Raw genomic sequence first — 13,056 nt, 5'->3', positions numbered from 1 at the left:
TCCGGGCAGTCCCGGGCGATCCGGCAGGGGGCGCCGCCCCCTCTTGCCCTGTCGGGCAATTCACCCCCGGGAAATTTTCGCCAAGGCGAAGCATGAGTGTTCGCTCTCGCCTGTCACGCGCGCTTTACCGTCAGCCAGATGCCGCCCTTTGGGCGTGTCGTCAGGATCATCTCCGGTACAGGCTCGCGCCCCGGAACGGCGGTGAAGCGGAACCGGGCGAGGAGCGTGGCGAGGATGATCTGTGCTTCCTGCATCGCGAAGCCCGCGCCGATGCAAATGCGTGGCCCGGCCCCGAAGGGGAGGAAGGCGAAGCGGTCATGCGTCGGATCGGCGAAACGATCCGGGCGGAAGGCATGCGGGTCGTCCCAGAGCGCGTGGTGACGGTGGAGCGCGTAGATCGGCAGCATCACCGTGTCGCCTGCGCGCACCTCGCGCCCCAGAAGCGTGTCGGGTTTGCGCGCCGTGCGCGACAGGAAGCCCGCAGGCGGGTAGAGGCGCAGGCTTTCGTTCACGATCTGCGCGATGAGGGGCATTTTCGGCAGGTCATCGACGGTCGCCGCATGCGCGCCGAGCGCGACCTGCGCCTCGCTGCGGACGGCCTCCTGCACCGCCGGGTCGAAGGCGCAGAGGTAGAGCGCCCAGGCGAGCGTCAGGGCGGTCGTCTCGTGGCCTGCGACAATGAAGGTCAGCAGGTTGTCGCGTAGCTCGGCCGGGCTCATCTCGCGGCCGGTTTCGGGGTCCTGCGCGCCGTCGAGCAGGTCCAGAAGGTCGGGCACCGCCTTCGCCTCGCTCGCGCGCCGGGCCTCGATCGCGCTGTCCGCATGGCGCTTGAGGTCGCGCACGACGCCCGAGGAGATCACCCGATGCGGGCGCGGCACCCAGGCGGGCAGGGCGAAAAGATCCAGAAGCGAGACCTTTGCCGTCTGCGCGATATAGGCGTCGATCGCCCGATGGATCGCGGCGCGGTCGAAGCCCTCGTCGCCCGAGAAGGTCACGTCCGAGATCACCTCGAAGGTCGCGGCCACCATTTCCTGATGCAGGTCCACCGCGCGACCGGTATCGGCGGCGGTGCTGATGCGCGCGGCAGAGGCCTCCGCTGCGGCCCCCATGACGGGGGCGAGCGCCTCCATGTTGCGCGCGGCGAAGACCGGAGAGGCGGCGCGGCGCTGCCAGCGCCATTCGGCCCCTTCGGCGACGAATAGCCCTTCCCCTACGGCAGGGCCGAGAATGAGCTTGGTCACCACCGATTTCGGATAATCCTCGACGCGCGTCTTGAGGATGTGACGCAGGCTGTCAGGGTCCATCACCATATGCCAGCGCGCGCCTGTATTGCCCGAGATGATCGGTGCATGGGTGGCCAGTTCCGGTATTATTTCCAACAGGTTGCGCCGCGCAGCCCGGAAGCTCGCGAGAATCCCCAGCGGGTGCTCGGCAAGCGGTGCGCGGGCGGGAAGGCGGTGGGTGTCGTCTGTCGCAGCGTAATCCATGACGGGATGGTAGTGCGGAGCGGGTCGCTGCCCAAGCGAAACCGCGAACACAGACAGGGGAAACCCTGCATTCCGGGCTTGATTTTTCCCCGCCAGGGCAATAGGTAGCGCGCGATATTGACTCGGGCTCGCTGCTAGCGGCCCCCTAACCAGAGGCGCCCCGCGAGATGGCAAAGGAAAAGTTTGAACGTAACAAACCGCACGTCAACATCGGCACGATTGGCCACGTTGACCACGGCAAGACGACGCTGACGGCTGCGATCACGAAGTATTTCGGTGATTTCCGCGCGTATGACCAGATCGACGGCGCGCCGGAAGAGAAAGCCCGCGGCATCACGATCTCGACCGCGCACGTGGAGTACGAGACCGAGTCGCGTCACTACGCGCACGTCGACTGCCCCGGCCACGCCGACTACGTGAAGAACATGATCACGGGTGCAGCGCAGATGGACGGCGCGATCCTGGTCGTGAACGCAGCTGACGGCCCGATGCCGCAGACGCGCGAGCACATCCTGCTCGGCCGTCAGGTCGGCATCCCGGCGATGGTCGTGTACCTGAACAAGGTTGACCAGGTCGACGACGAGGAGCTGCTCGAGCTCGTGGAAATGGAAGTTCGCGAACTTCTGTCGTCCTACGACTTCCCCGGCGACGATATCCCGATCATCAAGGGTTCGGCTCTGGCCGCGATGGAAGGCCGTGATCCGGAAATCGGCGAGAACTCGATCCGTGCTCTGATGGAAGCTGTCGACAGCTACATCCCGACGCCGGAGCGCGCCGTGGACCAGCCCTTCCTGATGCCGATCGAAGACGTGTTCTCGATCTCGGGCCGTGGTACGGTTGTGACCGGCCGCGTCGAGCGTGGCGTGATCAACGTCGGCGACGAACTGGAAATCGTGGGCATCCGCGACACCTCGAAGACGACCTGCACGGGCGTCGAGATGTTCCGCAAGCTGCTGGACCGTGGTGAAGCTGGCGACAACATCGGCGCGCTGCTGCGCGGCATCGACCGTGACGGCGTCGAGCGTGGTCAGGTTCTGTGCAAGCCGGGTTCGGTGAAGCCGCACACGAAGTTCGAAGCTGAAGCCTACATCCTCACCAAAGAGGAAGGTGGCCGTCACACCCCGTTCTTCGCGAACTATCGTCCGCAGTTCTACTTCCGCACGACGGACGTGACCGGCACCGTGACGCTGCCCGAGGGCACCGAGATGGTGATGCCGGGCGACAACCTGAAGTTCGAAGTCGAACTGATCGCTCCGATCGCGATGGAAGACGGTCTGCGCTTCGCAATCCGCGAAGGCGGCCGTACCGTCGGCGCCGGCGTGGTGTCGAAAATCATCGAGTGATCTTCGGATCATTTGGACTTGCGAAGGGCCGCCCGCTTGGGCGGCCCTTTTGCTTTGCGTGAAAGACGCGGTGCCGGTGGTCGCAATCGCGGGTGTCTCGCGCTAGATCTTCTGCGCATTGGGGGCGTGGGAGGATGCAAGACATGGTGGAGACGAACGGTGCGCGGGAGCGGCGCTGGGACGTAGACGGGCTACGGATCGCCGGGCTCGAATGGGGCTCCGAGGAGGGGCTGCCGGTCTTGGCGCTGCATGGTTGGATGGATCATGCAGCGAGCTTTGCCGAGCTCGCGCCGCGGCTGAATGGCTGCCATGTCGTCGCGCTCGATTTGAGCGGGCAGGGGCTGAGCGGGCATCGCGCGGCCCATGCGAGCTACAATATCTGGGACGACTTGCCGCAGATCCTGCGGGTGCTCGACGCTCTGGGTTGGGAGGAGTGCGTGCTGCTGGGCCATTCGCGGGGTGCCAATATCGCGGCGCTGTTGGCGGCAGCGATGCCGGAGCGGGTGCGAGGTTTCATCGCGCTCGATTCGCTGGCCCCCGAGCCGGTGGCGCAGGACTTCGTCACAACCCTGCGCGCCTATCTGACCGAGGTGCCAACGCAGGCGGCGCGGCCTCCACGCAGTTTCCCGACGCGCGAAGCCTATATCGCGCGCCGCGCGGGGCAGGGCAACGCGCGCGCGGTGGCCGAGGCGCTGGCGAAGCGTGCGCTGGAAGAAGGCTCCGAGGGCTGGCATCTGCGCGGCGACCGGCGGCTGTTCGCGAGCTCTGCAGCGAAACTCGATCGCGACGATGTGGAGGCGGTGCTGCGGGCGATCCGGGCACCGGTGCTCAATATCTGGGCTGCGGACGGGATCCGGGCGCGGCGCGAGGGCACGGCGGAGTTGGCGCGATGGGGGGCCGAGCTGATCGCCGATTATGAGAGCGTGGAGATCGCAGGCGATCACCATTTCCACCTCGACCCTGACGCGGCGGAGCAGATCGCGAAGGCGATGACGGAGTGGCGCGCGCGCAAGCTGTGACCGGACGGCTGGCGCGGACCCGTCGCTTGCGCTAGACTGGACGAGCACGCAATGGAGGCGCCGATGGACAAGACCCTTTTCTGATCCCGTTTCCCTGAAACTCTGATCGAGAGAGGTCTCTCCATGTCTGCCCATCCGCTGCCGCGGCGCTTTCCTGCGCCCGATACCCGCAATCCTGTCCTGCTGCCCGATGGCATGCCGCATGAACCCACCGTGTTCCTGCAGGCGGTGATCGATCATCCCAATATCGAGGTCGGGCGCTATGCTTATTACAGCCCTCTCGTTCCCGTGCCGGACGCGGCGGCGGAGCTGGCGCCGTATCTGTTTCCCGGCTGCCCCGAGCGGCTGGTGATCGGCCCCTTCGCGCAGATCGCGCATGGGGTGCGCTTCATCACCGCCTCGGCCAATCATCCGATGGGCGGGATCACCACCTACCCGTTCCGAATCTTCGATATGGAGACGGCGGGGAAATATCTTGAGGAGAACGCCGCGACAGGGGACACTGTCATCGGGCCGGATGTCTGGCTTGGCTTCAACGCGATGGTGATGCCCGGCGTGAAGATCGGCGCGGGGGCGATCGCGGCGGCGGGCTCGGTTGTGGCGCAGGACGTGCCGCCCTTTGCCATCGTTGCTGGCAATCCGGCGCGGGTGGTGCGGTTCCGGTTCAGCCCGGGGGAGGTCGCGCGGCTGCTCGATCTCGCATGGTGGGATTGGCCCGTGGAAGCGATCCGCGCCGCGCTTCCGGCACTGGAAGCAGGCGATGTCGCCGCACTGGCCAGACACGCACCCTAAGCGAGAGGCTTGCCGCTGCGCGCAACGACGCTAGGCTCTGGGCAACGCTACGATTTCGCCCGGAGCCCGGATGACCAACAGCCCGATCCTCTTCTCGCATATCCTCTCGGGCGCGCCCGATCCTGACGGGCCTGCCGATATCGTCGAGGCGCTACGGGACGAACGGCTCGCCTGGGCGCATCTGGACGGGACGCACCCGCGGGCGCAGCGCTGGATTCGCGAGGAGCTGGATTACCTCGACCCGCAGGCGGTGGAGGCGTTGCTAGATGTCGATACGCGCCCGCGCATGAGCCAGATCGGCGAGGGGCTTCTGGTGATCCTGCGCGCGATCAACTTCAACGAGGGCGAAGATCCCGAGGATATGGTCTCGCTGCGGATGTATCTCGACCGGCAGCGCATCCTGACGATCTCGCGCAAGCGCGTGCGCGCGATCGAGCACATGAACGCAGCGATCCGCGACGGCCAAGGGCCCAGCGACGCGGGCAGCTTCCTCGTGCAACTCACCGAGGATATCGTCGGCAATATCGGAGTGTTCCAAAGCGAATTGGACGAACGCGCCGAAACGCTAGAGGATCAGGTCTATGGCGGGCACGCCGATCACATGCGCCGCGACGTTCTCGACCTGCGGCTGCAGGTGATCGCGGCGCGGCGTTACCTCGCGCCGCAACGCGAAGCCCTGATCCGTCTGACGCAGGCGGAGAGCCCGATCATCGACGAGGTCACGCGGCGCGAGATCGAGGAAGAAGCGTTGAAGATGACGCGGATTTCGGAAGATATGGACGAGCTGCGCGATCAGGCGCAGGTGCTCCGCGAGGAACTCTCGAGCCAGCTGTCGGATCGGGTGAACCGCAACACCTTCGTGCTGTCGGTGGTCTCCACGATCTTCCTGCCGCTCGGGTTTCTCACCGGACTTTTCGGGGTCAACATCGGCGGGATGCCGGGGCTGAATTCCGACAATGCGTTCAATTATCTGGTGATCGTCTGCGTGGTGATCGTCGCCGTGCAGTTGATGGTCATGGGCCTCCTGCGCCTCTATTCGAAGCGCAGGAAGCGGTAATTCACGCGGTCAGGCGGCGTCGCGCATGTGGCGACCTTCCTGCACCTCCTCGATGATCTTTGCGACGAAATCGTCGAGATCCTTCGGGTTGCGCGAGGTGACGACGCCATTGTCGGAAACCACGGATTCGTTGACCCATTCGCCACCGGCGTTTTCGACATCGGTGCGCACCGAGTGATACGAGGTCATCTTGCGCCCCTTGGCGATACCGGTTTCGATCAGAAGCCAAGGTGCGTGGCAGACCGCGGCTACAACCTTCCCCTGGTCATAGAAATTGCGCAGCAGGTCCAGCGCGCTTTTCTCGACACGAAGAAGGTCGGGGTTGATCTGACCGCCGGGTAGAACGATCGCATCGTAATTCGACGCGTCGACATCGGAGATCTTGCGCTGCACCGAAACGGTTTCGCCCCAGTCGGTTTCGTCCCAACCGCAGATATCTTCGCCGTCGAGCGAGGCGATGTCGATCTGCGCGCCTGCTTCGATCAGCTTGTCGCGCGGAACGGTCAATTCGGCCTGCTCGAAACCATCGGTGGCCATGATCAGAATGCGGGCTTCGGTAATCTTTGGCATATGCTTTCCTTTCCAGAGGCGCAGCTTGCGCGGGTTCGGAGGAAAAACGATCTGTGCTCGGCTTGCGTTCCACGGCGATTTCTTCGGCGGGGAAATGCGAGATCGATGGAAAGGTACTTGATTTCGGTCGCGCGAGACTTTAGCACCCACGCCACGGCCTAGGGGTATAGCTCAGTTGGTAGAGCATCGGTCTCCAAAACCGAGGGTCGCGGGTTCGAGTCCCTCTGCCCCTGCCAGCCGTTTCCTGAAAATTTACGTTCGTTCGCGTAACGTTCCGAAAGATGGCGTCACCTGACGCCGATTTCGGACGCTATCGCGAGGAATCGTTGTGCTGGGCAGAATTTTCCGGGTCTTTCATCGATATGCCGACGCGAATCTCCGAATCTCTCGGACTGTGGGCGGTTTAGGCGCGCGCGCGGAAGCTTGGGGCCTGCATGTCACGCGATATGAGTATAGCGGAAACCGTCTTCGGCTGGAGGGGCGAATCGCCGCTCCGGAGCTGGTCTTGCGGTTGGACAGCGTGACGCAACGATGCGCCCTTGAACCCGACGCTTCAGGGGTGGCGAAATTCGCCTTCGATCTGCCGTTTTGGCCCGGTCGGGTAGAACTGGCCATTCCCGGTAAAGGAGCCGAAGGGCACGGAAACGAAAGCTGGACCTTGCCGTCGATCGGACGCCTTCGTCTCACTTTCGGGCAGCTGCGTATTGCGCCGATATTTCTTTGGCGGCTCGCCTCTCATGCCGGCGACATCTGGCGATGGCGAAGCCGCGGCGACAGTTCCGCGGGGATGAGGGTGAAGTCGGCACTGGGGTTTGTGGCGCAATCGCGAGGTGCGCTTCTACCGTCCGACTTGTTGCGCACCGGACCGCCTGACGAACCGCCGGCTTCCCCCGCGATCGTGATTGTCTTGCCAGTTTTCAACGCGCGGAATCTGCTGCGCGAGACGCTCGATCGCATCGTTCGGCATACGGATCTCGATTGGCACATGATCGTGGTCGAAGATCGCTCGACCGATCCCGAGATGCGGCCGTTTTTGCGTGATTGGTGTAAGGCCAAAGCCAACGTGACGCTTCTGGAAAATGCAGCGAATCTGGGCTTCGTCGCCTCCGTCAATCGCGGGTATGAGGAGGTCCTGAATCGCTTCCCAGACCGTCCCGTGGTCTTGCTGAATTCGGATGTCTTCGTGCCTGCAGGCTGGGCGTCGCGGCTTGTGGAGCCGCTCACCGACCCTGAGGTGGCAAGCGTGACGCCAATGTCGAATGACGCGCAGATATTGTCGGTGCCGATGCCTGGTACGCGGAGCGATCTGCCGCCCGGGGCCGTCGATCAGATCGATGCCATCGCCGCGAAGTTGGAACCTTCGCAAGCGCGCGCCGATCTGCCCACCGGGATCGGTTTTTGCATGGCGCTCGCACCCCGCTTTCTTTCCCAACTCCCGTGCTTCGATCCGGGGTTCGGGCGCGGCTACGGAGAGGAGACGGATTGGTGCCAAAGGGTACGGCGGCTCGGGGGGCGCCATGTCGGGATAAGCTCGCTTTTCGTCGAGCATCGGGGCAGTGCCTCCTTCGGTCCGTCGGCGCGCCAGAAACTGGTGGAACGCCATCACGCGAAGATCGAGCGGCGCTATCCGAGCTATCCGCGGGCGGTCGATCGGTTTCTTAGCCGCGACCCGCTGGCAGCTCCTCGTTTTGTGCTTGCCTTGGCGCGTGCGGGCGCATTGCAGGCCGCGCCGCTCAAAATCTGGCTCGGGCATTCCCTTGGTGGCGGCGCCGAGATTCGGCTGCGTGAGGAAATCGCCGCGGAGCTTCGCGCCGGGCGGCGCGGCATCGTTCTGCGTGTCGGCGGTACGGCTCGTTGGTCCATCGAGCTTCACGACCCGCTCGGCCTATGCATCACAGAGACGGCGGATCGGGCAGCGATCCTTTCTCTGCTGCAGGTCCTTCCAGAACGCCACGTAATCTATTCCTGCGGCGTCGGTCATTCGGCGCCGCTCGAAATCCCAGAGCTGTTAGTCGATCTGTCCCGAGGGCACCAACTCGACATTCTTTTCCACGACTATTTCCCTCTCAGTGAGGCATACACCCTCCTGGAAGAGGGGCCCAGTCTGCGCGACATCCCGGTGCGTATCGATCTGCGCCCCGGATTCCGAAAGCGGCCTCGCGCGCATTCAAGCGGCGACCGATCGGAATGGGAAGCTGCATGGGGTGCCGCAATGACCGCGGCGACGCGCTTGCGCGTTTTCTCGCACAGTTCCGCTGGCATCGTTGCGTCGGTTCGCCCCGACCTTGCGGATAAGATAGACTGCAAGCCGCATGACAGGAGGCGACCTGCACCTCTGACCTATCCGCATCACAGGCACCTGGCGAACTCCGGCACCTCCTCGAATGCTGACAGATCTGCGCAGCCCGTTATTGGCGTGCTTGGCCATATCGGCCTGCACAAGGGAGCCTCGGTCGTGGAAGCCGTAGGCGATGCGTGCATCGCTGACGGGCGCGCGCGGCTCGTGCTACTGGGGACTCTCGATCCGCGGTTTCATCTCGACGCGCCGAACCACATCCATGGGCCGTTCGAGCGGTCTGACTTGCCGATACTGGTTGCGCATCACGGAATCGATCGGTGGTTTATCCCGTCGCTCTGGCCGGAGACCTTTTCGTTCACGACGCACGAGGCCCTCGGCACCGGCCTGCCGGTGACCTGTTTCGATCTCGGCGCACAGGCTGAGGCGGTCAGGGCTGCGGGCAGACAGGGATGCGTTTTGCCACTGCCACGGTATCCATCGGATGTCGACATGGGTCGCCTGCTCGGACAGCCCGACTGCGAAAGGTGGGTGGCATGACATTCGAGGACAGTGTCGCCGTCTTCCACGTCGGCGCTCCGAAATGCGGCAGTTCGGCCCTTCAATCGGCATGGAGCGTACGCCCGGACAGGGCGTCACGCACCGGACATCGCGTGCGCTATATCGGCGCGGCGAAGGTCAGGGGATTGGTGATGCCGCTGCGCGGCAGGGCCGTGTCACATGCCGCGGCGCTTTCTCCTTACGGATATGTCTCGATGCCAGATCCGGGTCGCGAGGTCGGGGCAAGACCCTTCGCCGCTTTCTTCCAGAGAGAAATGGCGCGCGCCCACAGCTGCGGCTACATCCCGTTTTTCTCGAATGAGGGATGGATTCGGCGCCCCGAAATTTTTGCGTCGCTGCTCGCCGACCTTGGCCATCCGCCCGTCACCGTGTTGGCCTTCCTGCGGCCGCCTTTGACATGGATGAATGCGGCGTTCTGGCAGTGGGGCGTCTGGAGCCGTCCCTGCTTTGACGATTGGCTGCGCGCCTGGCGGTGTCCTTATAGCTTCGGTGCCGATCTCGCGGCTTGGGTGCGTATTCCCAATGTTCGCTTGCAGGTCGCCCCAGCAGGGCATGACGCGGTCGCTTGCACCGATGCTCTCTTTCAAACATCGAGCCAGCCGTCCCGGCAGCGTCACAGAACTGGCAGCGCGGCGCAGATTGGTTTCCTACTGCGCAATCGGCGCTTCCGCCCAGATACCCATCGCGCCGAAATCGAGTTCCTGTTGCAGAGGCGTTTGGCGGCGGGGCCTATGCTTCGCCGCGCGTGGGCAATCGCGCCGCATCATGTGGAGACGCTGCAGGAGATCGCGCAGACCCAGCGCCAAAAGCTCGAGCGCGTGTTACCCGCTACCCAGGCGGAGGCCATACGCGACGATCCGTTCTGGGCTTCACCCTATCCCTATCATCCCGAAATAGAGAAAGGTCCTGCACAGCTAGACGATCTCGACGAATTGCGCGTCTTTGCGGGGCGGCTCCTCTCTGGGTCATGGCCAGCGGACGCAACGCTTGGAGAACTCGATCGGTTGATCGCAAAGCGTCTCGATACCCTTCTGCACAAGGACCGTTGTGGTCGATGGCGCGCCGCGCTGTTCGGTGCGCCTTCGCGCCGATCCGCAACGCTCACCTTGCGAGGAGATCCCGGTAACGCGTCCTGAGCGCCAGAAGGCCGATGGCCAGCGCCACGAGTGATACGCCGATGACCCAAGGCGCGGAAAGATGATCGGGCTCGTAGGTCGGGAAGATCCCGTGCCTCAGATAGCCGATGACATGTACGAGCGGGTTGAACCACAGGACGTCTGCGGCCCACGTCGGCAGGTGATCGGTGAGGAAAAACACACCTGATATCAAGAACATAGGTCGCATCAGAATCGACCATATCTGCTGCCAGACAGGGATGCGCAGGAAGAGAAAACAGTTAAGCGTTCCGATGCCGAAGGACAACAGCACGGCAAGACTCGCCGCCTCGAATATCCGCAGCGGATCAGGGCTCGCGCGGGAGTCGAAGATCAGCAGGCAGCCCTGAAGAACTAGGTAAGAGACGATGAGTTTCGTGAGTGCATTCAAAACAAGTCGCGCGATGAGTGCATCGAGAAAGCTCACCGTCGGATAGGCCAGAAGGGCGCGCGAGTAGGTGAGCGCGTTGGCGACTTTCGATTGGACCTCCGAAAACAGCATGAAGGGCAGTAGCCCTGTCGCATAGAAAAGCGCGAAACTGGCTCCGAGCGGCGGAGCATGGAAGGTCAACGAAAAGAAAAGAGTGAGCAAGGCGATGCCGCCGACCGGCTCGAGGAGAGCCCAGAGATAGCCCCCCGGCGAGCGGCCGTAGCTGGCGGACATCTCGCGCAAGATGAGCGCGCCGATCGCACGAAGAGCCGGGAAGGACCGGTTGGGGGGACTGGGCGCATGTGAGAAAAACATTTCGAGCCTCGTTTACCGGTTTTCAATTCGGATCGTGTTCGCTGGGATCCGATGCGATCAATAGTGGAGCCAATTGTGAAACACGCGGTTAACGAGCCTGCGCGGGCCGCGCCCGTTCTCGCGGCGGGGGCGGGGTTGCGCGACGTCTCCCAGCCGCTACGAACAGTGCCGAGCGCTTACGCCCCGCCTGCCCGCAAGGCGCGTTGGCGGCGGCGCCATCATGCGGTGGGGTTGAGCTTCGTGGCGCTGGTGGTCGCGCCGGTCCTGGCCGCTGCCTGTTTTCTTTACGCGCAGGCTGCAGATCAGTTCGTCTCCCGCGTCGGCTTTACGGTTCAGCGCAAGGAGGCCGGCCCGGCATTCGATATTTTCGGCGGGCTATCCAGCCTGTCGGGGGCGTCTTCGGACGATACGGATATTCTGTATGAGTTTATTCAAAGCCCCAGCCTTGTCGCCGAGATCGACGATGCGCTCGATCTGAGAGCGATTTGGTCGCGCAAGCGATCAGATCCGGTGTTCGGGCTGTCGACCGACGCCAATCTGGAGGATCTTGTCGCCTATTGGCGGCGCATGGTCCATGTGCGGCACGGCGCGGGTGCCGGGCTGCTCGACATCGAGGTGCGGGCTTTCGACCCGGTCTCGGCGCAGCGGATCGCGCAGACCTTGATGGCCCGCAGCTCGACGATGATTAATCGGCTCAGCAACGCGGCGCGCGAAGACGCGATCCGCCATGCGCGCGGCGAGTTGCGGCGCGCGGAGGGGCGACTGAAGGCGGCGCGCATGGCACTCACCACCTTCCGCAATCGCCATCAACTGATCAGCCCGGAGATGGATTTGCAAAGCCAAGCTGGGGTTCTGGGATCGCTGCTCGAGCAGCAGGCGCATGTGATGATCGAGAGCGATCTACTACGCGGCACCGTGCGCAGCGGTACGGATCCGCGGTTGAAGCAGGCCGAGCGGCGGCTGGCGGTGATCGAGAAACGGATCGTGGCGGAACGGCGCAAGCTTGGCATCGAGGGCGGCACGAAGGACGAAGCCTATGCAAGCATCGTGGGCGAATTCGAGCGGCTCATGACGGAGCGCGAATTCGCAGAGCGTGCCTATGCGGCAACGCGTGCGAGCTTTGAGGCGGCGGAGGCCGAGGCGCGCCGCAAGAGCCGTTTTCTCGCGACATTCATGGCGCCGACCCTCGCTGAGAGCGCCGAATATCCACGCCGCGAAACGCTTCTTGCGCTGATCGCGGGCAGCTTGATTTTGCTTTGGGCGATTGGCGTGCTGGCGGGCTATGCGATCCGGGACCGTCGGTAACGGCGATGATCCGGCTGCAAAATCTCGGCAAGAGCTTCCGCGTTCCTGGTGGCGAGAAAATCGTGGCGCTCGATATCTGCGCGAGCTTTCCCAGCGGGCGATCCGTCGCACTGCTGGGGCGCAACGGGGCGGGGAAATCAACGCTTCTGCAAATGATAGCGGGGACCGCACGGCCCGATCGGGGCCGGGTGATCACGCGGGGCAGCGTCTCTTTTCCTGTCGGCTTCGCAGGGTCGTTTCACAATGACCTGACAGGCGCGCAGAATTGCCGCTTCATCGCGAGGATCTACGGGGTGGATACGGACGAGATGGTGGCCTTCGTGGAGGAGACTGCAGAGCTCGGGCTGCATTTCCGAATGCCGCTGCGCAGCTATTCTTCCGGGATGCGCGCGCGATTGGCCTTTGCGGCGTCGATGGCGATCAGTTTTGACACCTATCTCGTCGACGAGATCACGGCGGTCGGCGATGCGGCGTTTCGCGAGAAGAGCGCAGCCCTGTTTCGCGACCGGCTGAAAGAAGCCGGAGCGATTGTGGTCAGCCACTCAATGAACCAGTTGCACGAGATTTGCGATTGCGGCGCGGTGCTCGAGCGTGGACGGCTTGAGTTTTTCGACGATCTCAATGCCGCGATTGCCTGCCACGAACGCAATATGCTTTGAGTTGGGCGATGGCAGTCGTTGAATTCTATTAAAATATTGAGAAAAAACCATTTTCGGGCCGCTTTCCC

General features: G+C 63.6%; 11 protein-coding genes and 1 tRNA gene. 9 read left to right on the top strand and 3 right to left on the bottom strand.

The genetic code is table 11. From position 1 onward, the window contains the following. Positions 1–113: 113 nt before the first annotated feature. On the bottom strand, positions 114–1,487 hold the full coding sequence (locus DEM26_RS02920; RefSeq protein WP_109171647.1) for a cytochrome P450: 1,374 nt from the start codon (positions 1,485–1,487) through the stop codon (positions 114–116). A 167-nt stretch (positions 1,488–1,654) separates the two neighbouring features. Between DEM26_RS02920 and tuf the strand changes: the two genes are divergently transcribed. From tuf to DEM26_RS02900, 4 genes are all read left to right on the top strand, one after another. Continuing rightward, a complete protein-coding gene (gene tuf / locus DEM26_RS02915) occupies positions 1,655–2,830 on the top strand; it encodes an elongation factor Tu (RefSeq protein WP_077701325.1) in 1,176 nt (391 codons plus the stop codon). A 143-nt stretch (positions 2,831–2,973) separates the two neighbouring features. Beyond that, entirely contained in the window at positions 2,974–3,849 is an 876-nt protein-coding gene (locus tag DEM26_RS02910; RefSeq protein ID WP_109171646.1) for an alpha/beta fold hydrolase, read from the top strand. Between the two features lie 123 nt (positions 3,850–3,972). After that, positions 3,973–4,641, top strand: a complete 669-nt coding sequence (locus DEM26_RS02905) for a CatB-related O-acetyltransferase (protein WP_109171645.1) — start codon at positions 3,973–3,975, stop codon at positions 4,639–4,641. A 70-nt stretch (positions 4,642–4,711) separates the two neighbouring features. After that, on the top strand, positions 4,712–5,698 hold the full coding sequence (locus DEM26_RS02900; RefSeq protein ID WP_088734707.1) for a zinc transporter ZntB: 987 nt from the start codon (positions 4,712–4,714) through the stop codon (positions 5,696–5,698). Between the two features lie 9 nt (positions 5,699–5,707). Here DEM26_RS02900 and DEM26_RS02895 read toward each other — a convergent pair whose 3' ends face one another. Next, positions 5,708–6,268 (bottom strand): type 1 glutamine amidotransferase domain-containing protein, encoded by a 561-nt coding sequence (locus DEM26_RS02895; protein WP_088719454.1) that lies wholly within the window; start codon positions 6,266–6,268, stop codon positions 5,708–5,710. A gap of 160 nt (positions 6,269–6,428) precedes the next feature. On the opposite strand from DEM26_RS02895, the gene DEM26_RS02890 reads away from it, so the two are divergent. The 3 genes from DEM26_RS02890 (at position 6,429) to DEM26_RS02880 (ending at position 10,261) form a co-directional block, all read left to right on the top strand. Continuing rightward, positions 6,429–6,504: transfer RNA gene (locus DEM26_RS02890), tRNA-Trp, on the top strand. A 269-nt stretch (positions 6,505–6,773) separates the two neighbouring features. After that, complete coding sequence (locus tag DEM26_RS02885; protein WP_146194425.1) at positions 6,774–9,104, top strand: glycosyltransferase; 2,331 nt, start codon at positions 6,774–6,776, stop codon at positions 9,102–9,104. After that, positions 9,101–10,261, top strand: a complete 1,161-nt coding sequence (locus DEM26_RS02880) for a hypothetical protein (RefSeq protein WP_109171643.1) — start codon at positions 9,101–9,103, stop codon at positions 10,259–10,261. The genes DEM26_RS02885 and DEM26_RS02880 overlap by 4 nt, the downstream gene beginning before the upstream one ends. Here DEM26_RS02880 and DEM26_RS02875 read toward each other — a convergent pair. Next, positions 10,227–11,024 carry an ABC transporter permease gene (locus DEM26_RS02875; RefSeq protein ID WP_088725384.1) on the bottom strand — a complete coding sequence of 266 codons (798 nt, stop codon included), beginning with the start codon at positions 11,022–11,024 and terminating at the stop codon, positions 10,227–10,229. The two genes, DEM26_RS02880 and DEM26_RS02875, sit on opposite strands and share 35 nt — an antisense overlap. Positions 11,025–11,099: 75 nt before the next feature. Between DEM26_RS02875 and DEM26_RS02870 the strand changes: the two genes are divergently transcribed. Next, positions 11,100–12,329, top strand: a complete 1,230-nt coding sequence (locus DEM26_RS02870; RefSeq protein WP_146194424.1) for a hypothetical protein — start codon at positions 11,100–11,102, stop codon at positions 12,327–12,329. Between the two features lie 5 nt (positions 12,330–12,334). Beyond that, positions 12,335–12,988: an ABC transporter ATP-binding protein gene (locus DEM26_RS02865; protein WP_109171642.1), complete on the top strand. Its 654-nt coding sequence runs from the start codon at positions 12,335–12,337 to the stop codon at positions 12,986–12,988. The last annotated feature ends 68 nt before the right edge of the window (positions 12,989–13,056 follow it).

The organism is Thioclava sp. NG1, from assembly GCF_003122275.1.
Taxonomy (GTDB): Bacteria; Pseudomonadota; Alphaproteobacteria; order Rhodobacterales; family Rhodobacteraceae; genus Thioclava; species Thioclava nitratireducens.
This window is presented reverse-complemented; position numbering and strand designations above follow the sequence as displayed.

Excerpts from the sequence above, each read along its gene's own strand:
- tuf (WP_077701325.1), top strand. The coding sequence starts at position 1,655 with ATGGCAAAGGAAAAGTTTGAACGTAACAAACCGCACGTCAACATCGGC.
- DEM26_RS02905 (WP_109171645.1), top strand. The coding sequence starts at position 3,973 with ATGTCTGCCCATCCGCTGCCGCGGCGCTTTCCTGCGCCCGATACCCGC.
- DEM26_RS02910 (WP_109171646.1), top strand. The coding sequence starts at position 2,974 with ATGGTGGAGACGAACGGTGCGCGGGAGCGGCGCTGGGACGTAGACGGG.
- DEM26_RS02865 (WP_109171642.1), top strand. The coding sequence starts at position 12,335 with ATGATCCGGCTGCAAAATCTCGGCAAGAGCTTCCGCGTTCCTGGTGGC.
- DEM26_RS02880 (WP_109171643.1), top strand. The coding sequence starts at position 9,101 with ATGACATTCGAGGACAGTGTCGCCGTCTTCCACGTCGGCGCTCCGAAA.
- DEM26_RS02875 (WP_088725384.1), bottom strand. The coding sequence starts at position 11,024 with ATGTTTTTCTCACATGCGCCCAGTCCCCCCAACCGGTCCTTCCCGGCT.
- DEM26_RS02920 (WP_109171647.1), bottom strand. The coding sequence starts at position 1,487 with ATGGATTACGCTGCGACAGACGACACCCACCGCCTTCCCGCCCGCGCA.
- DEM26_RS02900 (WP_088734707.1), top strand. The coding sequence starts at position 4,712 with ATGACCAACAGCCCGATCCTCTTCTCGCATATCCTCTCGGGCGCGCCC.
- DEM26_RS02895 (WP_088719454.1), bottom strand. The coding sequence starts at position 6,268 with ATGCCAAAGATTACCGAAGCCCGCATTCTGATCATGGCCACCGATGGT.